Source organism: Populibacterium corticicola (genome assembly GCF_042683685.1).
Lineage (GTDB): Bacteria > Actinomycetota > Actinomycetes > Actinomycetales > Cellulomonadaceae > Timonella > Timonella corticicola.
On sequence record NZ_JBHUOP010000002.1, the window covers coordinates 368,040 to 391,637 of the forward strand.

Here is a 23,598-nt window from a genome sequence, read left to right on the forward strand (position 1 = left end):
ATGACTGTCACCGAAAACACCACTGGACCGATTCCAGAAGCCACTCCCTCAGCGTCGCCCACGCCAAAGCGCCCGGTGCTGACGTGGCATGGCCTCAAAACCGTCGCACAGTTGGAACTCATGCAGCGGGTGCGGTCCTCACGCTGGAAGACCACGCTGCTGCTCTGGTTCATCGGCGTTGGCGCGATCTGCGTTCTCATCGCAACCGCCATTCAGGCGAACTCTTACGGGACTCGCCCGGTGGGAGCCGCTATCTTCGCGGCCAACGTGTATTTCATCCTGTTCATGGGTCTACTCATCACCCCAACGCTCAGTTCCACGGCGATCAACGGCGACAGAGACAAGGGGACCCTGGCGATCCTGCAGGCTTCGCTTCTGACGCCGCTGGAAATCACGCTCGGTAAGCTTGCTGCAAGCTGGTTCGCGTCGCTCGCGTTCCTGTTCGTATCCGTGCCATTCATCTTCTGGGCCTTCGCCGCAGGTGGGGTATCCGCACGCGCCGTGTTTTCCTCGCTGATCATGATGGCGTTCTTGCTGCTCGTGGTCTGCGCGGTGTCGCTGTACTTCTCCGCACGCACCCCAAAGCTCGCTGGATCGACCGTTTCCTCCTACGGCTTCGTCGCGTTCACCTGCCTGATCTCACTGATCATCTGGGGCCTGTTGCTCGCCACGGTCACCTCCACCGTGACCGTGCGCCAATATTCGGGCGTTGACTACGACAGCGTGACCGGTGACCCCACCCGCTGCGAGATGAGCACGTACACAGAGCAGCGCACCCACCAGGACAAGTTCTGGCCTCTACTTGCGCTCAACCCATTCGTGCTGGTGGCTGACGTGTCCGCCCCACAGGTCTCCGAATTCGACTCACGCGTATACCAGGACGAGTACCTACGTGAACTCGCCTCCGGAGTGCGCCAGACCCGTCTGAGCGACGCGTTCACCTACACCGATAGCTGGTGCACTGAAGACGGTCAGATCCGTACCCGCCAGGAATACAACGACTACCAGGCAATCAGCAAGGTTGGCGACCCAGTCTGGCCGGTCGGTGTGGCCATCCATCTTGTGATCGGCGGGCTTGCCGTATGGCGCACCACCAAGCGCCTATCCACTCCGTATGCAGAGCTCCCGAAGGGCGTACGCATCGCATAGCGCGACGTCACCGCTCGCATTCTGCTGTTGACACCAGAGCAACTGGGCGAGATCGCATACTAGATGTCAACTGAAACGGCTGTGGGTCTCCCGGTTTGAACCGGGAGACCCACAGCCGTTTCAGTTCAGTCCGCGTCCGCGAACAACGCCTGATAGCGGGCTTCCTCAGCCACGTCGTCGGGCACATCGAGTCGCAAGTGCATGAGCATGAACTGCAAGACCCGCAACACACCGCTGGCGCGCTCGCCCCACGTGGAGATGTAAGAGTACTGCCACCACCACAGAGCCTCGATCTGGTTCCCTGAATCGTAGTGGTGCAGCCCGTGAGTCAGACACTCAATGATCGTGGCGATATCCGCTGAGATTTCCGAATCCTCGACCTCCTCATCAGCGATCGGGTCGACGATTTCCGGGTATTCGTCGAGTTCACCGAACCGCTTGCGCAGTGCCTCTCGGAGCGGGTCAAGGTCCACCTGTCCCTCAAGGTCGGGCTCGAATCGTTTGGGAGGCACGATATCGGTGACCGCACCCAGATGCGCTCCCGCACTCAGCAGGTCGGACAGTGCCAGAACCATCAGCGAGATATCTGCGTCCGGGTTTGAACCCGATGCCACATCAACGGAGGTTTTAATGAAGCCACGAATCCGCGGCACCACATAGGACGCGAGTTCTCGCAGTGCCTCGAGTGGCAGCACCACGTGTATCTCGTCGGTGGTGTCCTGCACTGTCGCTGGAGTACTCGGGTCCGTCATTGCTCGTCCTTAAGCTTCTATGTCACGCCATCTGGCGTCGGCCCTCGAAGGCTCGTCCCAGCGTGACCTCGTCTGCGTACTCTAAGTCTCCCCCGACAGGTAGGCCAGACGCGAGTCGGGTCACGCTGATCCCCATCGGGGTGAGGAGTCGTGCCAGGTAGATCGCTGTGGCCTCGCCCTCAACGTTCGGGTCCATTGCAAGGATGATCTCCTGCACCTGGCCGTCGGCGAGACGCCCCAGAAGTTCCTTGATGCTCAGGTCATCCGGGCCGATGTTGTCCATCGGGTTAATCGCGCCGCCGAGCACATGGTAACGACCACGGAACTCACGGGTACGTTCGATCGCCACGACGTCCTTGGCCTCTTCGACCACGCAGATCACTGCGGCAGAACGGCGCGGGTCCTGGCAGATCCGGCACAGTTCCTCCTCGGCAACGTTTCCGCAGATCGTACAGAAGCGAACACGCGCCTTGACCTCGGTGAGCGCGTCCACGAGCCGCTGCACGTCATCGCGGTCCGCTGCGAGGATGTGGAACGCAATGCGCTGGGCGCTCTTGGGCCCCACGCCCGGGAGTCGGCCGAGTTCATCGATTAGGTCTTGTACCGCGCCTTCATACACGGCTACAAGCCTACTGCGTTAATGGCATTACCACGCCCGTTTTCGGGTGTGTTCCCTCACGCTCACGCGGGCGATATCTCAGGGTTGAGTCGTGGCCCACCCTGAATCATGCCTCGTCCGTCAACTCGTCGATGATGGTTGCCCCGAACATGCTCATCACAAGCGGTACGCCGACGAGGTTTGATGCCTCCAGGTCCTCGTCATCTGGCTGTGGATCGTCAACGACCTGTTGACGTTCAGCCTCCCGTGCAGCGAGCTCCGCTGCTCTGCGAGCGGCTGCCTGCCGCGGGGTTTCCTCCCACGGTGGAATACTCTGCCCTGGCGTTGCCGCTGCTGGGCTGCTCGCACTTGTGCCGCTCTGCGTCAGCATCTGATCGGCTGGACTGTTCACGGAGGGACCACTGGCAGGAGTGATCTCGGGAGATACTGGGCTCCCCCCACCAGATGCCGCGCCGTATCCGTCTGCCTCCTGGGCGGGCGCCCCCCAATCATCGGTAGGTGGTTCCTGCGGGAAGTCATCGTACGCGGGTATGTCGGAGTATCCGTCCCCGCGTGTGCTGGAGGACGCTACCGGTGGGATCGCCGACTGCGCGGTCTGCCGCTGCGCCGCCAGATTATCGACGATCTGGCCGGTTGTCTCCCCAATCCGCGGCACGGCTGGGGTCGGGTTGGGTTGAGTGCTTGCAAAGGCGCCAACCGCTGCACCAAAAATGGAGACTGCCGCCAGTGGATCGAACGGTGCCGGCTCACTCGGTTGCCGTGATGCTGCCTGTCCACTCTGTTCTGATGCAGGCTGCTGAGCCCGCTGTTCCGAGTTTTGGAGAGGCCGTTGCCCTGCCTGCGACGGCACACTGCTCAGCGACACGTCGCTGTGCGGCACATCCTCCGTACCAGCCTTTGGTTCGCGACTCTGGGGGTGCTGGTCAGGTTCCTGCGCCCCCGGTTCATGGGACGGCGCTGGGCTGTTTGGGGAGCCGCCCGCACCATGCGGGGTCATCGAACTGTTGGATGTGGTCCAGTGGTCCTGCGGAGCAGATTCATGGGCCTGCCACGTTTGGGACGCAAGCGGTGGGAGCGGTTCGTGGGTGCGTGCGGGTTCATCCGGCGAGTGTGCCCCGTTCGGCGTCGTGGCCGCGGCGCTCTGATGTGGTGTTACCTGGTCGGTATCTGTTCGGGGGCTGTCGGTTGGTGCAGCAGCCGCGGTGTCGGTGCTGCTACCGGCTTTTGGGAATTTCGGCGACCCCTGCACGTCCGCTATGACCTGGACCTCGAACCCCAATACGTTCTTGACGGCTGCGGCGACAAGGTTGTCACCCTGTCGGGCCGAGAATGGTCGCAGCAGGTTCTCGTTCGGGAACCCCAGGTAGAGCGTTTGTGCGTCGAGGTGTTCCACTGTTGCGTGCTGACCGATCAGCGCTCCGGTCGCACGGCTCATTGCGTTGAGCGCGTCAACGACCTCGGGCCACCGTTGTTTGAACACCTCGGTTTCGTCGGCCTGCGCAGTTGGCTGCGGGTTGGGTTGCAGCGGCTGGGCTTCTTCAGCGGGAAGGTGCTGCTGTTGAGGCTGTTGCTCCGGCTGTGCCGGGGTCGGTGGCTGCTGTGGTGCAGATTCTTGGCGTTCTGGCTCTGTGCCCAATACTTGGGTCGCGGCGTGTGGCTGCCGTGAATCGACGGTGTGCCACCCGGTATTCGCAGCCAGTGGGCGACCCTGCTCGTCGCGCGGACCATCGTATACACCGACTTGAGCGGGAAGTTCAGGCTCGAGTGGACGCGGCTGCTGTGTTTCAGATGCACGTGGTTGCGTGGCAGGCTGTTCCTGTGAGGCAGGTGGCTGTTTGTGCGGCGCATCTGTTTGCGCTGGAGGTTGGGGAGTCTGTGGTTGGGTCGCAACCCAGGTAGAGGTTTCGGAGTGAACTGGTTCAGGCTGTGGTTGGGTAGGTTGAACCGTGTCCGGGGGCGAAGCTGGTGGAGCGCCAAAGATGCCGGTGGGCGCCGAAGTCGCGAACATTGATCCGGGTGCGACTCCGCTGCTCTGTGCTCCAGAGTTCGTTGAGCCATCAGATGCACTGGTCGCAGTCTCTGGACCGACAGGCTTACGGCGCGTGGACTCCGGGCGAAGTGACTTGCGTTCTCCTGCTCCTTGACCGGTACCGGGACCGCTCGGAATAGCATCAGCACTATTAGTACTATTGGTGCTCATAGAACCATTAATACTAATAGTGGCATTAGTACTGGCGCCGCCGCGAGGCGCTCCCCCGGCGATCGCACGTTCAATACCGTCGATCCGGGCCCCGAGTCCGCTTGCCGATGCATCAGCGGCCGGAAGCAGTAGGCGTGCGCAGAGGAGTTCCAGGTGAAGCCGTGGCGAGGTGGCTCCGCTCATCTCAGTCAGCGCGGCATTGACCACGTCCGCGGAACGTGAGAGTTCTGCGGCGCCCAGCATTCCGGATTGACCCTGCATACGGGCCAACTGGTCTGCGGGGACCGCCGGAAGAACTGCGGCGGCGGAGTCACCGGATAGAGAGATGACAACAAGATCGCGCAGGCGTTCGAGCAGATCCTCAACGAATCGGCGAGGTTCATGACCGGTCTGAACAACCTGTTCAACAACCCGGAACAACGATCCGCCGTCACGCGAACCCAGCGCCTCAACCACCTCGTCGAGAAGCGTGGCTGGGGTGAATCCGAGCAACGCGACCGCGTGATCGTACTCGAGCACGCCGCCAGCCGCGCCAGCGATGAGCTGGTCGAGCACGGACAGGGTGTCGCGGACCGAGCCGCCACCGGCACGCACCACGAGCGGCAAGACGCCGTCGCGTGCGATGATCCCCTCGGCGGCACACAACTGTTCGAGGTAGTTGTTCATGATCTCGGGCGCAACCAACTTGAACGGATAGTGGTGCGTACGCGAGCGAATCGTGCCAATGACCTTGTCCGGCTCCGTGGTCGCGAAGATGAACTTCAGGTACGGAGGTGGCTCCTCCACGATTTTGAGCAGGGCGTTGAAGCCCTGCGCGGTGACCATGTGGGCCTCGTCGAGAATGAAGATCTTGAACCGGTCGCGCGTGGGGCTGAAGGTAGCCCGTTCGCGCAGGTCGCGAGCATCGTCAACACCACCGTGTGAGGCCGCGTCAATCTCCACCACGTCGAGCGATCCCGAACCGCCACGCGCCAGTTCGAGGCACGATGGACACTGACCGCACGGCGTGTCCGTGGGATTTGCCTCGGTATTCTGTGCGCAGTTCAAGATCCGCGCGAGGATCCGCGCCGACGTCGTCTTACCGCAGCCGCGTGGGCCTGAGAACAGGTACGCGTGGTTGACCCGGTTGGATCGCAGCGCTTGCATCAGCGGAGCGGTCACGTGCTCTTGGCCGATCATTTCAGCGAACGAATCTGGGCGGTAACGACGATACAGTGCAGTACTCACACAGCAACCTTAGTAGATACCCCTGACAGCGGGAAACAAGGGAGCGCAGTGGAGGGTAGCGGTCTCGCGCAGCAGAACGCTACCGCAACGCAGCAGACGCAGTTACGCGCTATAGGCACCAGCGAAACAAGGGAGCGCAGCGAAGAGCAACGCCATCTTTGAATGTGTGGGTTTCACTTCACCGCACGAGTTTTTCTGTACACGGTGAAGTGAAAACCTACAGGTTGACCGCACCTCATGCTCTAGATGCGCCCGAACCATCCACGTGGTTGTGAGCGATTGCCTATTGACGACGAGACCTCCACACCCAGCGTGGATGCGGAGGTCTCGAGTTGGGTATGTTCGTGCGCCTAGCGGCGCATGACCCTGCGTGCCAGCCAGTTTCCAAAGAATTGCGCGAACTGGACGACGATGATGATCGCGATCAGCGAGGCGAACGTGATCTCCCAGTTCATTCGCTGGTATCCATGCCTCAGTGCGAAGTCACCGATACCACCGGCTGCGATGACGCCGACCATCGCGGACATGTCCATGATGCCGATGAACAGGAAGGTGTAGGCCAAGATGAGCGGCCCGAGAGCCTCAGGGATGACCACCGTGAAGATGACACGGAACTTTGAGGCACCCATGGCTCGTGCGGCCTCGATAACGCCGGGGTCGAGTGACACCAGATTCTGTTCGACCAAGCGGGAGCACGCGAACAGTGCCATCAATGACATCGCGAAGGCTGCCGCGTTGGGTCCCAGAGTCGTGCCGACGACCACACGTGTGAGCGGTCCGATTGCGACGAGGAAGATGATGAATGGGATAGGGCGAACCAGGTTCACCAAGAAGTTCAGGATAGTGAACACGACTGGGTTTGAGAACAGGTTCCCAGGTCGGGTCAGATACAGGCTCAAACCCAAGATCAAGCCGACGAATCCACCCGCGAAGAGGGCCACGGCAACCATGAACATGGTGTCGCCGAGCGCGCTCAGGAGTTCTGGGAACATTCGATCCCAGTCGGTCTTGCCCGAGCCGAAGAAAGTGAAGACGGGGGTCATTTGTCGCCTCCGAGGAATCGAGCGGCTGGATTGGCGGTGTTGTCCAGTGACTTGGCTGCGGCATCAAGCGCCACGTCGATGCGTGGTGTGTGATCTGGGTTATCTACGCTTTCCCCGCCACCACTGTTGGCGGTTAAATCAGCGTATCCGAAGCCATCAATCGGGTTGGCGGCCGTGCCCAGGTCAACAACATGGGTGTAGGTGCTCAGCGTTCTGATGAATGCTGCGATCGCTTCCTCCGTGCCCTCGAGTCCCCAGGTAAGCGAGCCGAACGGCTGCTTTTTGATCTCGGAGATTCCGCCGTAGACGATTCCACCGCGCACGTTGTTTTCGTGCAGTACATCCGTGATGCGGCGTCCGTATCCACCGTCTTGATGCACGAACACAGTGACCAGGTGTTCTGGGTGACGTTCTCGCAGACGTTCGAGCGTTTTGGGATCGGGTTTGTCCTTGATCGCTGTGGACACAAACTTTTTGGTTGCATTGTGTTCCGGGTGGGAGAACACCTGATAGACGGTGCCCTCTTCCACGACCTTGCCGTTCTCCATGACTGCCACGCGATCGCAGATTTGCTTGACCACCTCCATCTCGTGGGTGATCACAACCACGGTGATCCCGAGTTCACGATTCACCTTGGCCAGTAGTTCAAGAACGTCGTTTGTGGTTTCCGGGTCGAGCGCCGAGGTGGACTCGTCTGCCAACAGGATCTTGGGGCTCGTCGCAAGCGCCCTGGCGATGCCGACGCGCTGCTTTTGACCGCCGGAGAGTTGCGACGGATACGCCTTGGCCTTATCGGTCAGCCCTACGAACTCGAGGAGTTCGGCCACCCGTCGCTTTCGCTCAGCGCGGGGGACTCCCGCCACTTCGAGTGGATAGGCGACGTTACGGCTCACGGTTCGTGACTGCAGCAGGTTGAACTGCTGGAAGATCATGCCGATTTCGAGGCGCAGTTTGCGAAGGGCTGATTCGCCCAGGGTGGAGAGGTCATGCCCATCGACGATGACGTTTCCGCCTGTAGCTGGCTCCAGCGCGTTGATCATGCGAACAAGGGTCGATTTTCCCGCACCCGAGTAGCCGATCACGCCGTAGATCTCGCCCTGTTGGATCTGCAGGCTCACACCGTCAACCGCTTTGACGGTGCTCCCCTTGGACGAGAAGTATTTCTCAGCATTCTTGAATTCCACAATGGTCGTGGACTGACTCATAAAGGCTCCGGTTTCCGTGACGGCATTCAACCTATCAACTGGGACAAATCTGCCACAGCTTAGGGAGGTCAGCAATCCCTTGTTACGCCGCAAAAGGCGGCACCCGCGCGGAACCGTCCGTGCGAGCGCCGCCTCATAAGCGAACTACTTAGTTGTTTGCAGCTTTGAAGTCTGCCTCGATCTCGTCGAGGAAGCCTTCGAGCTCTGCGCCGCTCTGGTTTGCGACTGCCGCGGTGCCGCCGGAAGCCTCCAGAACACCTTCCTGGATGACATCACGCTTGTAGATCTCGACGAGCTTTGCGTACAGTTCGCTGTCCTTCTCTGCATCACGTGCAACCCATACGTTGATGTATGGGCGAGCGCCCTCGGCCTCAGCTGAGTCGCGGTAGAGAGCGTCGCTTGCCTCAAGGCCTGCGTCCTTGAGGAAGTCGTTGTTCACGATCGACGCCTCAACGTCCGGCAGCGAGACAACCGTCTGGGCAGCGTCAACCGGGCGAACCGTTACCTTCGACTCAGGCAGGACATCGAGTTCGGTGGAGAACGCGGAACCGCCGTCGCGCAGTTCGATCAAGCCTGCATCCTGGAGCACAAGCAGAGCACGCGACAGGTTGGTTGGGTCGTTTGGAACCGCAATCTCACCACCGGTGATGGTGTCAACCGAGGTGTGTTTCTGTGAGTAGAGACCCAGTGGGTAAACAGCCGTCGCAGCGATTGGAGCAAGATCTTGACCAGCATCAACGTTGTATCCTGCAAGGAACAGCAGGTGCTGGAACTGGTTGAGGTCGATTTCGCCCTCGGTCAGTGCGACATTTGGAATCGAGTATTCGCTGAAGTCGACAATCTCTACGTAGATGCCTTCCTTCTCTGCTTCCTCGACGAATACCGGCCAGTAGTCCTCTGCGCCGACGACACCGAGCTTTACTGGGTCTGCTTCGGTTCCCTTGGTGGAAGCCTGGGTGTCGTCGCCTGTGTTCTGTTCGCCTGAGTCTTGCGAGCACGCAGCGAGAGAGAACGCAAGGGTAGCGGCGGTCGCAAGCGCGACAACGGACTTGAGTGGGGACTTACGGGTCATGGTTTTCTCCAATGAATGTGCAGGGATCGCCTGCAAAGGCCCTGTGGGGCCGGCGGAACGTTGAATGGCTTACCAGCCATGCGAAACCCATTCTTCAGCGATCTTCACGTGGTTCTTCGCTCGCCGAATGGCATTCACGCTGAATGATGTGGATTCCTAGAACAGTGATGCCCTCAGAACGGGCAGCCACAGCGCAACCTGTGCCTGACTGTAAACGCAACAGCCAGTGCTCTTATCGAGTGTTTCCCCGATTCGGGTGGTCGTTAGTTACGACAACACCCGCTGAGCATTGAACGCATAGCACAGCACATCTCGCGTGGCATGGTTGCCTGACGCGCTGAGACTGGGTGCTGTGTGCTGAACATGTCTCAATCATGAGGGGCAGGCCCTTCAAATATCCAGCAGACGAGCGATCGTCTCATTATTCGAGCAATTATTAATCCATAATACCGGCATAAAGCGCTTAAATTAGGACATATCACCCCAATTCAATTCCGCATTTCGAGACAAAGATAACTTGTGTTTGTCCCGCTCCGCGGACATGGGCTTGCGTGCCGCTCAGTGCTCGCTGCCGCTCTTCGCGAGGACGTTCCAGTTTGCACATCTTCGCGGCCATAGTTCAGACACGTTTATGGATGCTCGATCACGCAACAGGGCTGCCTTGCCGAACGTCGCGCATTTTCACCCGCTCTCCGATTGCAAATCCCTAGCAACTCTGGATAACGAGCCGATCTGAGTAGGCAGGAAGTCCTAGATGGACGAGATGACAAAGGGATATCGACATGCCAGTACAAGACAGAGACGTCAGCAGAAACGCAGGACAACCAGCACGAAACGGGTTGTCCTGGTTCAAGGATCTTGGCATTCGTACAAAGATCCTTGCCCTTGCGGTCACGGCAGTCGTTATCTCAACAGGCGTTGGTGCCTTCACGTTGGTCCAACTAACGCAGGTGGCCGGCGAGACCCGCACCCTCTCAGACATCGTGCACAATATGGAGGCACCGCTGCAGACCGTTCACCAAGGCCAGCTCAAGGGTCGAATGATCGCCGCGCAACTTGTCGCTGTAGAGTCGGAAGCCGACCGCCAGGCGTGGTTGGCCGATCAAGTCGACAATGACGCAGAGGTCGACGAGGGCATCGCCGCGTTTGAGGCGGGCGGTGGCACGAACACGACTGCCTGGGCTGATTTCCTACCCGCATATCGTCAATGGCGTCAGGAGCGGGATGCCCAGTTGGTTCCCGCCGCCATGTCTGGAAACAGAGCCGAGTACCAGCGAGTGCTACAGCAGGTCACCGAGCCATTGAAAGACACCTATGTGGATGCGCTCGATGCAGTCGCTCTGGAACTCGATGCGTACGTTAAATCCGTCAGCGAAGCGTCCAGCGCCAAAGCCACGTCTGCGATTGTCATCGTGGTGATTGTGCTGATCGCAGCGGCGGGCATCCTGATCTTGATCGCGTGGCTGGTCGGAAACACAGTGCGCAGCGCGACAACCTCGGTTCAAAATGCACTCACCGCGATGGCTAGTGGCGACCTCACGGTTGAAGCGCCGGTCAGTTCTTCAGATGAACTGGGACAAATGGCACGTTCTCTTGGAGCCGCCCAAACCTCGCTGCGAACGACGCTCTCCATTGTCTCCCAGACTGCAGGCTCTGTCGCTGCAGCCTCCGAACAACTGTCCGCCGCCTCGTCGCAAATCTCTGCTGGAGCTGACGAGACGACCGCCCAGGCGGGCGTGGTCGCCTCGGCGGCAGAACAGGTTTCCCGCAATGTGCAGACCGCAGCCGCTGGCGCCGAGGAGATGGGTGCCTCAATCCGCGAGATCGCGCAGAACGCATCTGAGGCGGCACGCGTCGCCGGGCAGGCTACAGAGGTCGCAAAGGTGACAAACAGCCAGGTTACGAGACTCGGGGACTCCTCGGCGGAAATCGGCAACGTCATCAAGGTCATCACAAGCATCGCGGAACAGACGAACCTGCTGGCGCTCAACGCGACCATTGAGGCGGCACGCGCCGGCGAGGCAGGCAAGGGCTTCGCTGTCGTCGCAGGTGAGGTCAAGGAACTGGCCCAGGAGACCGCCAAGGCCACCGAGGACATCGCCCGTCGCGTTGAGGCGATTCAACAGGACACGACGGGCGCTGTCAGCGCAATCGGGCAGATCTCCGAGATCATCGCGAACATCAACGAGTACCAGTTGACGATTGCGTCGGCCGTTGAGGAACAGACCGCCACGACGAGCGAGATGGCCAGTTCGGTCACCGAGGCGGCAACTGGTTCCGGTGAGATCGCTGCGAACATCACCGGTGTCGCCGAATCCGCGTCTGCGAGTTCGCAGACGCTCGGCGAGATGGGAAGTTCGATACAAGAACTCGCGCAGATGGCGACTGAACTGCGCAACCGTGTCAGCGCCTTCAAGTTCTGACGGCTAGGAGGGACGTCCGTAGGCCTCGAGAAGCCTCAACCACACCTCACTGATTGTGGGGTAGGCCGGGACCGCATGCCACAACCTGTCGATCGGCACCTCGCCGATAATGGCGATTGTGGCCGAGTGGAGGAGTTCGGCGACGTCCTGGCCCAGGAACGTCGCGCCAACGAGAACACCGCGATCCTCATCAACCACGATTTTCGCGTGACCCGCGTACCCGTCTGCGTGAAGTGAGGCACCTGCGACCGAGCCGAGGTCATACTCGACAGCACGTACGTTTGCGCCAGCCTTACGTGCCTGCCGCTCGGTCAGGCCAACGCTTGCGATCTCAGGATCCGTGAACACCACTCTGGGCACTGCGGGCCCATCGGCCGTCGCAACGTGTTGGCCCCAGGGAGCATCCCGAACCGGTGCACCCCTCAAGCGCGCCGCGATGACCTCACCTGCTGCACGTGCCTGGTATTTGCCCTGGTGCGTCAACAGCGCGCGTCCATTTACATCGCCAACCGCATACAGCCAGTCAGTGCCAGACACAAGCATCGTGTCATCGACCGTGAGATTCGGGTCCACCCCGACAGTCTCCAATCCGAGATCACGTACGTTCGGCTGACGCCCGGTGGCAACCAACACCTCATCAGAATGGAGTTGGAACCCTCCCTCCAGCTCAACCGTGACGGTTCCATCTTCACCGCGATTCACGCGTGCAACAGTTACCCCGAGGCGCACATCTATGCCCTCGTCACGTAGAGAGTCCGCGAGGTAGTCGCCCACGAACGGTTCCTCGCGCGCAAGGAGGACAGTACTCCGAGACAAGAGGCTCACCTGAGCCCCGAGAGACGAGAACGCCAAGGCAAGTTCGGTGCCTGCAACGCCGCCACCGATCACGATGAGACGCTCGGGAACCCGGTCAGTTGCCGTTGCCTCTCTGGTTCCCCACGGCTTGGCCCGATCCAGACCCGGTATCTGCGGCAGGACGGGAGAAGACCCCGTGGCCAAGGCAACGGCACGCGCCGAGTAGACGCGCTCCCCCACCTGCACCCGGCCAGGACCGACCAAACGTCCGTATCCGCGAATCAGGTCGATTCCGGCCGAATCAACCCATTCGGCCTGGCCATCGTCCTGCCAATTGCTGGTGAAAGAGGTGCGCCGGGCCAGAACCGCTTCGACGTCCACACTCTCGCCGACGGCCTCGCGCGCACCCGCCAGACGCCGCGCCGCGCGGAGTGCCTGCCCGCTTCGCAGGAGCGCCTTTGACGGCATACATGCCCAGTAGGAGCATTCGCCACCGACAAGGTCCGACTCCACGATGGCGACACGCAGGCTACGTTTGGTCGCATAGTCGGCGACATTCTCACCGACGGCTCCACCGCCGATGACGATCAGATCGTAGTCGTCTGTCGCACTGTCAGTCTGCTTCATGATGCCCTCCCCCGTAGAACCGCACCCAACCGAACGGCCGAGACCAAGAAGAATACTCCGCCGAGGATTGCATAGCCACCGATGCTCGCGTTACCTCCCGAAACAATCAATACTTCGTTCCCCGTCACAAACTCGGCACAGACGAACCGATACAGCAAGATACTCTCTGCTGACTTTTCGAAGAGAGTGGCGGTGCTTGCTGCGATAAACTGCGTTGGATGCTGAGCAACAAAGCGAAAACCAAAACAACACGTCGAGGCACGCATGATTGAGTTCAAGCAGATCACCAAGCAGTTTCCAGATGGCACGGTCGCAGTCGATGAGTTCGATCTCATTGTTCCGTCTCGTCAGATCACCGTCCTTGCGGGTTCCTCCGGATGCGGGAAGACCACACTGTTGCGTATGGTGAACCGGATGGTTGAACCAACAACGGGAAGCATTCTCATCGACGGCGAGGACGTGAAAGACGAGCCTCCCGTCCAGTTGCGCCGACGGATCGGATACGTCATGCAAAATGCGGGTCTCCTCCCCCACTTCACGATCGCAGACAACATCGCGACCGTTCCGCGGCTTCAAGGGCAGTCACGTGCCGCAGCACGCAGCCGCGCGCTTGAACTGCTGGAAACAGTGGGATTGGAACCACATATGGCAGACCGTTACCCACATCAGTTGTCGGGCGGACAGCAGCAACGAGTAGGCGTGGCCCGTGCGCTTGCCTCGGATCCGAACATACTGCTGATGGATGAGCCCTTCGGTGCCGTAGACCCCATCGTGCGCACCGAACTGCAGCAGGAACTACTGCAACTACAGCGGGAACTGGGCAAGACCGTCATCTTTGTCACCCACGATGTCGATGAGGCCTTCCTGCTCGGAGATCAGGTTGTCATCCTCGCGGCAGGAGCTCAGAAACTTCAGGTGGGGACTCCAAACGAGATTTTGGAGAATCCTGCAAGTGACTTCGTTGCTTCATTCATCGGCGCTGGACGCGGCAAACGAGTCCTGCGCATCAAGCAGACCGAAACGGGGCCGGTGGTGGTCGACGCAGACGGCAGAACTCAAGGCATCCTCTCCGGCGGTGAGCAATGATATGGGTTGGGCATTAGACAACCTCAGCCTCATCGGTGCGCTGACGCTCGATCATCTGCGCCAGAGCCTCATGGCAATCGCATCGGGGTTTGCTCTGTCCCTCCCGCTCGGGTGGGCCGCATGGCGGTATAAGCGCATCCGCGCAGTTGTCCTCACCGGCACTGGCTTGCTCTACACGATTCCATCGCTCGCGATGCTGCTCATCCTGCCGCTCATCATAGGATTCCCGGCGACGAGCGAGATCAATCTGGTGGTCGCCCTGACAATTTATGCGATTGCGATTATGGTGCAGTCGGTTGCAGATGGACTCAGTTCGGTTGATCCAAATACACGACGAGCGGCCATGGCGCTCGGGTATGGTCCCGTACGCAGGTTCTGGGCGGTCGATCTGCCTCTGGCAGGTCCCGTCATCGTTTCGGGCTTACGAGTAGCCGCGGTCAGCACGATCGCCCTCGCGACTGTTGGGATTCTGGTGGGGGTCACCAACCTCGGCTATCTGTTCACGAACGGTTTGCAACGCCGGATCATCGCCGAGGTGTTCACGGGGCTTGTGGTTGTCACCCTCCTCGCCTTGGTCATCGACCAACTCATCGTTGCCGCGGGACGTCTCCTCATGCCATGGACTCGCGGCAGTCGGGCTGTGGCGCGCTCTAGGTCTCGCTCGAAGGACCTGTCCGCATGAATCTCTTGACCGATGCCTTTCGTTGGATCCTAGACTCCGAACAGTGGCAGGGATCCAATGCGCTACACGTGCTGTTGCTACAGCATTTAACCTTCACCGTCCTTGCCGTCGCCGGAGCCGCGCTCATTGCGGTGCCAGCCGGTTGGGCCATAGGTCATACTGGCCGCGGACGCGAGATCTCCGTTGGCCTTTCCGGAGCAGCCCGCGCCGTTCCCTCCTTCGGCCTGCTCATCCTGCTGGTACTCGTCTTTGGGGTAACGCAGAAGACCGAGGCGGCCCTCGTGACGTTCGTTGTCCTCGCCATCCCCTCCCTACTCGCTGGAGCCTACTCCGGCATTGAGGCAATCGACCGGTCAGTTATTGATTCTGCCCGTGCAGTCGGAATGTCTGAGCGACAGATCTTGTTCCGAGTAGAGATTCCACTGGGACTCCCACTGCTCATGGGTGGGATTCGCTCCGCCATGTTGCAGGTCATCGCGACCGTGACGATAGCCGCTTACGTCAATCTGGGTGGCCTTGGACTACCCATCATCACAGGACTTGCCCTACGACGTTACGACATGGTCCTCGGCGGCGCACTACTTGTTGCCCTCCTGGCGCTGGTCATTGACGGCCTGCTCACATTGATGCAACGCATGTCGGTGCCCCGAGGACTGCGATCCACCGTTCACGGAGTCTCGAACGCACAACGGGCTCCCGCTCTCCGTTCCACTCGTGCAAACAACTCCTAAGGAGAAACCGATGTCCACGACACAAAAGATGCGGAACGCCTTCGCACTGACAACCGCTTTCGCGGCAGCCATTGCGCTATCCGCCTGCTCCTCAAACGATCCACTCGCATCACCCGATCAAGACAACGGGGCAACCATCGTGGTGGGCTCGCAGGCCTATTACTCAAACGAGATCATCGCAGAGATCTACGCGCAAGCCCTTGAGAACGATGGGTTCACGGTTGATCGCAAGTTCAACATCGGGCAACGCGATGCCTACATGCCAGAGCTTGAGAGCGGAGCAATCTCCCTCTTCCCCGAGTACACCGGCAACCTGCTGCAGTACTTTGACAGCGAGACCCTGGCACGTTCCTCCGCTGACGTCTATGGCGCGTTGAAAGAGGCCCTCCCTGAGGGTCTCACGGTCCTCGATCAGGCAACCGCAAGCGATCAGGACTCCTACACGGTGACTGGGGAATTCGCTCAAGAGCACTCGCTGGCTTCAATCTCCGACCTCGCAGACATCTCCATTCCGCTCACCCTGGGTGGGCCACCCGAGCTCGCCGAGCGCCCGTACGGACCAACCGGTCTCAAGACCACCTACGGCATCGACGTCGATTTCTCGGCCACCGGGGACACGACCGTTGAGGATCTGGTTGCCGGAACCGTCAACGTGGCGAACGTGTACACGGCAGATCCTCGAATTGAGACCGAGAACCTGGTGGTTCTTGAAGACCCAGAGTCGCTCTTCCTCGCGTCCAACGTAGTACCTCTGGTCAACGCGGATATCGCAGCGGAGGTCGCGGAGACCATCAATGCGGTGAGCGCACAACTCACCCCTGAGGGTTTGGTGTCACTGAATGTTCAGAGCACGGTGGAGGAGAAGTCGCCAGCAGTTATTGCGACGGATTGGCTCAGTGCCAACGGTCTGAGTTAAGCCCTCACTAAGAGAGCCGTTGACGTACTGCGGAGATGCCAAGCAGTGTGGCAAGTACCAGGGCAGGAATGACGCTGGTGTGGACGATCGCGATGTAGCAGCAGGCCCCGGCTGAGCACCACCCCGAGAGCACCTTGGAGAACAGGCCGACTGGGACTGGCCCAAGGTCCGGCAGTTGAATCATGGTGCCGAGCGGCCCGCTGCGTTCCAGTACCGCCAAAGCGCGGGTCCGTTCAACGATTACATACACGACTGCAAGGGGAACCGTTGCGAGTCCTGGCAACGCGCTGGCCCAACCAGCAGCGAGGGTTGCAGTGACTCCGACCAGCAGGGGCATGGTGCAGGTTCCGGCCAGCATCGCTGCCTCTGCTGGTCCGTACACGGTAGAGAGGGACCTGCGGATAAGAGCGGAGGCACGCCATGCAGCCCAGACGCGCGATTGACGCAGTGCAAGAGCCAATACCCCGCCTGCCGCAATGAGGTGACCAAGCACTGGGCCGAGGACAATCCCGCCGAGCGTAGAACAGGCAAGAATCGATACCGCGAGTCTCCATTGGTCTGTCGCAGTACGAGCGACAATGGTCCGGGCCAAGGCGAAGGCGGTGGGCTGGATTGTGGGAATGATCGGTGTTCGTGTAGCACGAGTGCGCTGGTCTCGTAGGAGCGTGAGTGCGGCACCATCAATCGAAATACAGGCGGAGTGCACCGAACGTACATTCGCGTCTGCACGCAGGAGACGCCACCGTGGAACACCCGTGTGTCCTTCGTGCTGCATAGCCTCCGCCGCACGGAATGCCCAGGCGGAAGCTCCAACCGCGAGCGCAACCCACGCGATGATCTCCACGCTGTTCATCCCCAGGTTGTGGGTGATCGATGCGAGCAGGCCGATAAGGACAGCGACGGTTCCAGCGACTATCGAGGCCGACGCCCATAGGGCGGTGCGTATTTCGGCACGTTCGGGAGTCCACACCAGTTCTGCCGTTGAGACGCGCCATGGGCCGACAAACACTGCGGTACGCCAGGACGCGACAACTATTGCGAGCACTGCCACGACGGTAAGCGTGCGTGGCTGCACGCCGAGTCTCATCAGTGAAACGAGTTGCCCGCCAAGTGTGACGACTCCACTGGTGACGAGAACACAGCCGATAATGATTGCTGCAGTTCCATAGAGGACCTCGGAGAGTTCAGAACCCCATCGTTTAAGCACCGAGTTTCAACTCCACGGCCGGGAGTTCCGCGAACAGGTCTGGGCGATGGGTTGCGATCGCCATGCAGCGTCCGGGGAGGAGTTCCTTCAGCATCTCTCCAAGCAGCATTTGATGTTCCAGGTCTAGGCCACGTTCAGGTTCATCAAGGAACAAGACTTTCCAGGGGCGTACTGCGATCGAGGCAAGAGCGGCACGTCGTTCTTGGCCGGTGCTGAGCGAGAACGGTAGTCGATCCAGCAGATCTGTGATGCCGAGGTACTCAAATGCCCGGCTAGCGGCGGGGTCCCCCTGCCCAATACCGCCGTACAGTGCAAGGTGGTCCCCCACTGTCAGGCCGGGCAGCCAGGGCCATTCTTCGGATATTGAGTGGGTTATGGCCCTGTGTTTCGCACCGTGCGGGGAGCAGGGCTTCTCGTCTATCAGGTATTCAGTGCAGTCCATATATTGCAGACCGGCCAACGCTCGCAGGAGCGTGGACTTTCCAACCCCGTTCGGCCCGGTCACGATCAGTACCTGACCGTTGGCGATGTCAAGGTCGAGTCGGTCGATCACTACGGAGTCGCCATAGCCCACGGTTATTCCGGAAACTTTCAGTCCGCTGTCCATGTGTTCCTCTGCGTGTGGGGTTCTGAGTGTCGGCACTGCAAGCAAATCTACTCGACTTAAGAAAAGGTGGGGTCAATTCCCCACCGTGCCCCAGCCAAACGCAAGCCGGATCAGATGAAGCGGCAGGATCGTCGCCAATCAGAGGCTTGAAACCAGGCGCCCACCGACTCTCTGCCCACAGCGCCCTAGATGTGATGTACACGATAGGCCTTTGTCACATCGCACACTTAAGATAGGCTAACCTTACCCGAACCAAACTCATCTAGGAGACGCTCTTGTCCCGGACCCGGATTGTCGCTGCCCTCGTCACGGCCGCAGCACTCACCCTTGCAGGTTGCTCAACCGACGCGCCAGAGACCAACGAGACCTCAAGCGCGCCAAGCACACAGACAACCGACGACACCACTGAAACGCCGGCAGAAGACGCATTCCCCGTCACGATCGACCACGTCTTTGGAACCACCACCATTCCGGCGAAACCAGAACGAGTCGCAACCATCGCCTGGGCCAACCACGAAGTGCCACTGGCCCTCGGAATCGTACCGGTCGGAATCTCCAAGGCCACCTGGGGCGACGACGATGACAACGGTATTCTGCCGTGGGTTGAAACCAAACTCGAAGAACTTGGCGCGGAAGCACCTGTCCTATTCGATGAGACCGACGGAATCAACTTTGAAGCAGTTGCCAACACCAACCCCGACGTCATTCTCGCAGCATACTCCGGCCTGACCCAGGAAGAATATGACACGCTCTCCAAGATCGCACCGGTCGTAGCCTACCCAAAGGTTGCGTGGGGCACCTCGTATGAGGAAATGATCCAGTTGAGTTCCAAGGCGCTCGGCCTGAGTGCACAGGGAGACGCACTCATCGAGCAGCTCGAAGCAGAGACCAACGCCTCACTCGACAAGCACGCCGCGCTAAAAGACGCGACCGTCCTGTTCACCTTCCTCGACCCATCTGACTTCTCCCAGATCGGCTTCTACACCAGCCATGACACCCGTCCAGGATTCCTGGAGGGTCTGGGACTCCCCGCTCCAGAAATCGTCAAGGAAGAATCCGCGAAGACAGACAGCTTCTACGTGAGCGTCTCAGCAGAGGAAGCAGACCGCTTCGAGGACATCGATGTCCTCGTCACCTACGGTGACCCAGGAGGCGACCTCGTCGAGCAGATCCAGGCAGACCCACTGCTGTCGAAGATCCCTGCGGTCAAGGAAGGCCGCATCGCCATCCTTGAGAACGGCACGCCGCTCGCAGCTTCCGCCAACCCATCCCCACTCTCAATCGGCTGGGGAATCGACGAGTACTTCTCCGTACTGTCTGGGCCACTCGACCAAGAGTGAACACCATCGCACCACCCCTGAGCGACCCCGAATCGCTGAGTTCACTGCGTCGATCCACGGCGCTCAAACTCACCTGGTTCGGGGTCGCTCTCGGAATCCTTGCACTACTCTGTTTCGCCTCCGTCACCTTTGGCGCACGATCAGTCACCCTCACAGACGTGTTCGCGGCACTGGGCGGGTCCGCCGAGAGCGTCTCAGAGGCCGCCGTCGTGGCCCGACTACCACGAACTGTGCTCGCCATCCTGATCGGTGCGGCCCTGGCACTCGCCGGGTCAACCATGCAGGCAGTCACCCGCAACCCGCTCGCCGACCCCGGAATCCTTGGAGTATCCGCCGGCTCAGCGCTTGCGGTGGTTGTGGGACTCGTGTTCTTCTCCATCACCAACCCTTGGACGCAGATCAGTATCGCCATAGCCGGCGCTGCTGGCGCTGCCGTCTTCGTCTACGCGGTCGGCTCACTCGGACGAGGCGGAGCGACCCCGCTCAAACTGGCCCTCGCGGGGGCCGCGATCTCCGCGGCGTTCCAAGCACTCACCAACGCGGTGCTGCTACCGCGTGTTGATGTCATGGAGTCATTCCGTTTCTGGCAGATCGGTGGAGTCGGTGGAGCAACCTGGGATCGTCTCGCCGTACTCGCCCCGGTACTCGCGGTGGGTGCGCTCATCACGTTCATGTGCGCACGGGGAATGAATTCCCTCGCGCTTGGCGACGATATGGCGGCTGGCCTGGGAGAGAACGTCGCGCGGACCCGAATGGTGTCGTCCTTCGGTGCCGTGATTCTGTGCGGCGCGGCAACCGCAGTGGCAGGCCCGATCGGTTTTGTCGGCCTGGTCGTCCCGCACCTGTGCCGTCTTCTCGTCGGAACCGATCACCGCTGGCTTCTGCCGTTCTCTGCGATCACCGGCGCCAGTCTACTGATTGCCGCAGACGTGGTGGGACGCATTATCACTCGTCCACAAGAGATCCAGGTCGGCATTGTCACCGCAATCATTGGGGCACCTGTGTTCATCTGGATCATCCGACGACAAAAGGTTCGGGAACTGTGACCCTCTCAAAGCTGGCTTCGCGCAATGAAGCCTCAGGGCAACTCTCCGCCGTCGATGCAGCACAACTCCAGTACTGGCGGCGGCGGAACAACAGACGTACCATCATGGGCTACGTAGTTCTGGGGTCGCTTGTCGCCGCGCTGTTCTTGGGATCGCTAATGATCGGTGAACGGTTCTATCCGCTGACCGATGTCGTACGCGTTGTCCTTGGCGAGCAGGTACCGGGCGCTTCGTTCACCGTAGGCGAGTTACGACTACCTCGCGCAGTCGCGGGTATTCTCGCTGGTTTCGCCTTTGGCGTGGCTGGTGCCACCACTCAGACGCTCCTGCGTAACCCCCTCGCCTCTCCCGACATCATCGGTATCAGCCAGGGAGCAAGCGCGGGTGCCGTCATCGCTATCGTGTTCTTCTCACTGAGCGACGCCGCCGTGTCCCTCGCGGCCTTCGGCGGCGCACTGACAACCGCACTGGCGATCTACTTCCTGTCTTACAAGGGAGCGTTCCAGGGAACCCGTCTCATCCTCATTGGAATCGGTGTTGCCGCAATGCTCAGCAGCGTTATCTCCTATGCCCTGTCGAAGGCCGCTGCCTGGGACATACAGGCAGCGATGCGCTGGATGACCGGTAGTCTGAATGGTGTCTCGTGGTCTCAGATCGCACCGCTTGCCCTCGTGTCGCTCCTCCTCCCGGTTGTCCTACTCCAACACCGCAACCTCGAGGCTCTACGTCTTGGGGCATCCAGCGCGACCGCCCTTGGCGTGCAGGTCGAGCGCTCACGGGTCGTGCTGCTCTTCGGGGCAGTGATCCTACTCGCCTTCGCAACCTCAGTCGCCGGTCCGGTTGCTTTTGTCGCATTCATGTCCGGCCCAATCGCTGCCAGGCTCATTAGACCCGGCGCCAATCTACTCGTCCCCGCAGGTTGTGTGGGAGCGATTCTCGTGCTCGCTGCAGATCTCATCGGCCAGTTCGCCTTCCCGACCCGCTATCCGGTTGGTGTCATCACGGGTCTGCTCGGCGCCCCATATCTCGTATTCCTGCTCATCCGCACCAACCAAGGTGGTCGTTCGCTATGACCAAAGAACATTCGCTCATCGGACGCGATCTGTCACTCGGCTACGGGAACACCGTGATCGTGAACAACCTCGATCTGGACATCCCCAGCGGAGCCATCACCTCGATCATCGGCCCCAACGGATGCGGCAAATCGACCCTTCTGCGTGGATTCGCCCGACTGCTCAAACCATTCACGGGTGAAGTACATCTGGACGGCAAGGACATCCGATCGATCCCGACCAAACAGGTCGCTCAGGTTGTTGGACTGCTCCCTCAGCAACCGATCGCCCCCGAGGGCATAGCCGTGGCTGACCTCGTCGGCCGTGGGCGCCAACCACACCAAAAGCTCCTGGCGCGCTGGACCGCACACGACTATGAGATTGTCGCCCAGGCATTACAGGACACCGGCATCTCCGAACTCGCCGACCGCAGCGTTGATGAACTGTCGGGCGGTCAACGCCAGCGAGTATGGATCGCGATGGCACTCGCACAGGAAACCGACATCCTGCTTCTTGACGAACCGACCACGTTTCTTGATCTCACACACCAGATCGAGATCCTTGATCTCCTGACTGACCTGAACAGGGCGCGCGGCACCACCATCGTGATGGTTATGCACGACATGAACCTCGCGGCCCGTTACTCCCACCACATCATCGCACTGCGTGGGGGAACCCTGGTGGCCCAGGGAACACCCGAACAGGTCATCACGGAAGAACTCGTACACGATGTGTTCGCCCTACCTGCACAGGTAACCCAAGACCCCGTCTCCCAGACCCCACTCGTCTCGCCACGAGGACGACACCACGTCCGCGGCTCTCAGTTAGGCGATCCCGTACAGCCAACTGGGGATTCCATTCCACTCACATCCGAAAGTAGTTCCAATGCCCGCTGAGCAGTCGCGGTTCTTCCGCGCTTCGGTTCGCTCCATCCAAGACATCACGCCGAGTTTCCGGCGCTTCACGTTCACTTCACAGGACCTCGCCGACTACGGCGACCCCGGATACGATCAACGCATCAAGGTCGTGTTCGGCCCCATGACCGCTGACCCGGGGATCCTGCCCGTCCACGACCTTGAAGCCATGCCCACCGGCCCAGACTGGTATCAGGACTGGCGATCCATGCCCGAGCACGAGCGTCCGCCATTCCGCACCTACACCACTCGAGCCGTACGACGCGAGGTGTGCGAGGTAGACATAGACATGGTCGTCCACGAGGTGTCCGGCCCCGCCTCCCAGTGGATCCAAGGCGCTCGCCCGGGTGACGAGGTGCTTATCTTCGGGCCGACGACAGCGGCAACCGGAGTGAGTTTCGGAATCGATTTCGTTCCACCCGAGAACGTCGGCCACGTACTGCTTGTCGGCGATGAGACCGCGGCTCCCGCCATCGCCTGCATCTTGGAACAATACCCGGATGTCCCTGCGACAGTGGTTCTCGAACTACCGCACGAGCACGACATCAACTATCTTCCACGCCGCCCTGACGTACGCTATGTCACCGGATCCCGCGCAGGCCGCGAGCGCAACGAGTTCCTGGTGTCCGCGACCAAGGAGGTCATTGAGGAGTTGAATCCTCCGGGACACGTGTCCGTGGTTGAGGAGATTCCACTCGACGAGATCCTGTGGGAAGTCCCCCGCTCCGCTCGCGGCGGTGCCGCGCTCAAGTCCGCTGAACTCTACACGTGGCTCGCTGGCGAGGCTTCCGCGGTGCGCGAACTACGCAGACACCTTGTTGGGGTACACGGCGTGGACCGCCGAGCCGTTGCCTTCATGGGCTACTGGCGTTTGGGCCGCGCCGAAGTGTGACCCTGGGTTTACG

Annotated in this window: 20 protein-coding genes; 11 read left to right on the plus strand and 9 right to left on the minus strand. The window is 60.4% G+C overall.

What is annotated here, in order from left to right; genetic code table 11:
- On the plus strand, positions 1-1,149 hold the full coding sequence (locus tag ACFSYH_RS05350; protein ID WP_377465608.1) for an ABC transporter permease: 1,149 nt from the start codon (positions 1-3) through the stop codon (positions 1,147-1,149).
- A 125-nt stretch (positions 1,150-1,274) separates the two neighbouring features.
- Here the strand turns inward: ACFSYH_RS05350 and ACFSYH_RS05355 are convergent, their stop codons facing one another.
- The 6 genes from ACFSYH_RS05355 to ACFSYH_RS05380 form a co-directional block, all read right to left on the minus strand.
- The gene (locus tag ACFSYH_RS05355) at positions 1,275-1,901 is read right to left on the minus strand and encodes a DUF5063 domain-containing protein (RefSeq protein WP_377465609.1); all 627 of its coding nucleotides are present in this window, start codon (positions 1,899-1,901) and stop codon (positions 1,275-1,277) included.
- A gap of 22 nt (positions 1,902-1,923) precedes the next feature.
- On the minus strand, positions 1,924-2,520 hold the full coding sequence (gene recR / locus ACFSYH_RS05360) for a recombination mediator RecR (RefSeq protein ID WP_377465611.1): 597 nt from the start codon (positions 2,518-2,520) through the stop codon (positions 1,924-1,926).
- A gap of 106 nt (positions 2,521-2,626) precedes the next feature.
- The gene (locus ACFSYH_RS05365) at positions 2,627-5,947 is read right to left on the minus strand and encodes a DNA polymerase III subunit gamma and tau (protein WP_377465613.1); all 3,321 of its coding nucleotides are present in this window, start codon (positions 5,945-5,947) and stop codon (positions 2,627-2,629) included.
- A 350-nt stretch (positions 5,948-6,297) separates the two neighbouring features.
- The gene (locus tag ACFSYH_RS05370; RefSeq protein WP_377465614.1) at positions 6,298-6,990 is read right to left on the minus strand and encodes a methionine ABC transporter permease; all 693 of its coding nucleotides are present in this window, start codon (positions 6,988-6,990) and stop codon (positions 6,298-6,300) included.
- Positions 6,987-8,195 carry a methionine ABC transporter ATP-binding protein gene (locus ACFSYH_RS05375; protein WP_377465616.1) on the minus strand — a complete coding sequence of 403 codons (1,209 nt, stop codon included), beginning with the start codon at positions 8,193-8,195 and terminating at the stop codon, positions 6,987-6,989. Before ACFSYH_RS05375 ends, ACFSYH_RS05370 begins: the two co-directional genes overlap by 4 nt.
- 148 nt (positions 8,196-8,343) lie before the next feature.
- Positions 8,344-9,267, minus strand: coding sequence for a MetQ/NlpA family ABC transporter substrate-binding protein (locus ACFSYH_RS05380; RefSeq protein WP_377465617.1), 924 nt, complete (start codon positions 9,265-9,267; stop codon positions 8,344-8,346).
- Between the two features lie 782 nt (positions 9,268-10,049).
- Here ACFSYH_RS05380 and ACFSYH_RS05385 point away from each other — a divergent pair.
- Positions 10,050-11,690: a methyl-accepting chemotaxis protein gene (locus ACFSYH_RS05385; RefSeq protein ID WP_377465618.1), complete on the plus strand. Its 1,641-nt coding sequence runs from the start codon at positions 10,050-10,052 to the stop codon at positions 11,688-11,690.
- Positions 11,691-11,693: 3 nt separating this feature from the next.
- Here ACFSYH_RS05385 and ACFSYH_RS05390 read toward each other — a convergent pair whose 3' ends face one another.
- Positions 11,694-13,112: a dihydrolipoyl dehydrogenase family protein gene (locus ACFSYH_RS05390; protein ID WP_377465619.1), complete on the minus strand. Its 1,419-nt coding sequence runs from the start codon at positions 13,110-13,112 to the stop codon at positions 11,694-11,696.
- A gap of 264 nt (positions 13,113-13,376) precedes the next feature.
- On the opposite strand from ACFSYH_RS05390, the gene ACFSYH_RS05395 reads away from it, so the two are divergent.
- From ACFSYH_RS05395 to ACFSYH_RS05410, 4 genes are read left to right on the plus strand one after another with little or no spacing between them, the layout of a single operon-like run.
- Entirely contained in the window at positions 13,377-14,198 is an 822-nt protein-coding gene (locus ACFSYH_RS05395) for an ABC transporter ATP-binding protein (RefSeq protein WP_377465620.1), read from the plus strand.
- Between the two features lies 1 nt (position 14,199).
- Positions 14,200-14,880 carry an ABC transporter permease gene (locus ACFSYH_RS05400; RefSeq protein ID WP_377466097.1) on the plus strand — a complete coding sequence of 227 codons (681 nt, stop codon included), beginning with the start codon at positions 14,200-14,202 and terminating at the stop codon, positions 14,878-14,880.
- Complete coding sequence (locus ACFSYH_RS05405; protein WP_377465623.1) at positions 14,877-15,611, plus strand: ABC transporter permease; 735 nt, start codon at positions 14,877-14,879, stop codon at positions 15,609-15,611. The genes ACFSYH_RS05400 and ACFSYH_RS05405 overlap by 4 nt, the downstream gene beginning before the upstream one ends.
- A gap of 10 nt (positions 15,612-15,621) precedes the next feature.
- Entirely contained in the window at positions 15,622-16,527 is a 906-nt protein-coding gene (locus tag ACFSYH_RS05410; RefSeq protein ID WP_377465624.1) for an ABC transporter substrate-binding protein, read from the plus strand.
- 7 nt (positions 16,528-16,534) lie between these two features.
- Here the strand turns inward: ACFSYH_RS05410 and ACFSYH_RS05415 are convergent, their stop codons facing one another.
- Together ACFSYH_RS05415 and ACFSYH_RS05420 are read right to left on the minus strand one after the other, a co-directional pair.
- On the minus strand, positions 16,535-17,734 hold the full coding sequence (locus tag ACFSYH_RS05415; RefSeq protein WP_377465625.1) for a hypothetical protein: 1,200 nt from the start codon (positions 17,732-17,734) through the stop codon (positions 16,535-16,537).
- Complete coding sequence (locus tag ACFSYH_RS05420) at positions 17,727-18,377, minus strand: ABC transporter ATP-binding protein (RefSeq protein WP_377465627.1); 651 nt, start codon at positions 18,375-18,377, stop codon at positions 17,727-17,729. The genes ACFSYH_RS05415 and ACFSYH_RS05420 overlap by 8 nt, the downstream gene beginning before the upstream one ends.
- A gap of 239 nt (positions 18,378-18,616) precedes the next feature.
- Here ACFSYH_RS05420 and ACFSYH_RS05425 point away from each other — a divergent pair, with 239 nt between their 5' ends.
- The 5 genes from ACFSYH_RS05425 to ACFSYH_RS05445 are packed head-to-tail and all read left to right on the plus strand — an operon-like array spanning position 18,617 to position 23,585.
- Entirely contained in the window at positions 18,617-19,681 is a 1,065-nt protein-coding gene (locus tag ACFSYH_RS05425) for an iron-siderophore ABC transporter substrate-binding protein (RefSeq protein WP_377465628.1), read from the plus strand.
- Positions 19,678-20,727 (plus strand): FecCD family ABC transporter permease, encoded by a 1,050-nt coding sequence (locus tag ACFSYH_RS05430; RefSeq protein WP_377465630.1) that lies wholly within the window; start codon positions 19,678-19,680, stop codon positions 20,725-20,727. Before ACFSYH_RS05425 ends, ACFSYH_RS05430 begins: the two co-directional genes overlap by 4 nt.
- Positions 20,724-21,800, plus strand: a complete 1,077-nt coding sequence (locus ACFSYH_RS05435; protein WP_377465631.1) for a FecCD family ABC transporter permease — start codon at positions 20,724-20,726, stop codon at positions 21,798-21,800. Before ACFSYH_RS05430 ends, ACFSYH_RS05435 begins: the two co-directional genes overlap by 4 nt.
- The gene (locus ACFSYH_RS05440; protein ID WP_377465632.1) at positions 21,797-22,675 is read left to right on the plus strand and encodes an ABC transporter ATP-binding protein; all 879 of its coding nucleotides are present in this window, start codon (positions 21,797-21,799) and stop codon (positions 22,673-22,675) included. Before ACFSYH_RS05435 ends, ACFSYH_RS05440 begins: the two co-directional genes overlap by 4 nt.
- Entirely contained in the window at positions 22,665-23,585 is a 921-nt protein-coding gene (locus ACFSYH_RS05445; protein WP_377465633.1) for a siderophore-interacting protein, read from the plus strand. The genes ACFSYH_RS05440 and ACFSYH_RS05445 overlap by 11 nt, the downstream gene beginning before the upstream one ends.
- Positions 23,586-23,598 lie beyond the last annotated feature (13 nt).

What these genes read in the sequence shown, in the direction of transcription:
- ACFSYH_RS05370 (WP_377465614.1), bottom strand. Translation starts at nt 6,990, where the DNA reads ATGACCCCCGTCTTCACTTTCTTCGGCTCGGGCAAGACCGACTGGGAT.
- ACFSYH_RS05390 (WP_377465619.1), bottom strand. Translation starts at nt 13,112, where the DNA reads ATGAAGCAGACTGACAGTGCGACAGACGACTACGATCTGATCGTCATC.
- ACFSYH_RS05445 (WP_377465633.1), top strand. Translation starts at nt 22,665, where the DNA reads ATGCCCGCTGAGCAGTCGCGGTTCTTCCGCGCTTCGGTTCGCTCCATC.
- ACFSYH_RS05405 (WP_377465623.1), top strand. Translation starts at nt 14,877, where the DNA reads ATGAATCTCTTGACCGATGCCTTTCGTTGGATCCTAGACTCCGAACAG.
- ACFSYH_RS05440 (WP_377465632.1), top strand. Translation starts at nt 21,797, where the DNA reads ATGACCAAAGAACATTCGCTCATCGGACGCGATCTGTCACTCGGCTAC.
- ACFSYH_RS05375 (WP_377465616.1), bottom strand. Translation starts at nt 8,195, where the DNA reads ATGAGTCAGTCCACGACCATTGTGGAATTCAAGAATGCTGAGAAATAC.
- ACFSYH_RS05355 (WP_377465609.1), bottom strand. Translation starts at nt 1,901, where the DNA reads ATGACGGACCCGAGTACTCCAGCGACAGTGCAGGACACCACCGACGAG.
- ACFSYH_RS05410 (WP_377465624.1), top strand. Translation starts at nt 15,622, where the DNA reads ATGTCCACGACACAAAAGATGCGGAACGCCTTCGCACTGACAACCGCT.
- ACFSYH_RS05380 (WP_377465617.1), bottom strand. Translation starts at nt 9,267, where the DNA reads ATGACCCGTAAGTCCCCACTCAAGTCCGTTGTCGCGCTTGCGACCGCC.
- ACFSYH_RS05395 (WP_377465620.1), top strand. Translation starts at nt 13,377, where the DNA reads ATGATTGAGTTCAAGCAGATCACCAAGCAGTTTCCAGATGGCACGGTC.
- ACFSYH_RS05350 (WP_377465608.1), top strand. Translation starts at nt 1, where the DNA reads ATGACTGTCACCGAAAACACCACTGGACCGATTCCAGAAGCCACTCCC.
- ACFSYH_RS05385 (WP_377465618.1), top strand. Translation starts at nt 10,050, where the DNA reads ATGCCAGTACAAGACAGAGACGTCAGCAGAAACGCAGGACAACCAGCA.
- ACFSYH_RS05400 (WP_377466097.1), top strand. Translation starts at nt 14,200, where the DNA reads ATGGGTTGGGCATTAGACAACCTCAGCCTCATCGGTGCGCTGACGCTC.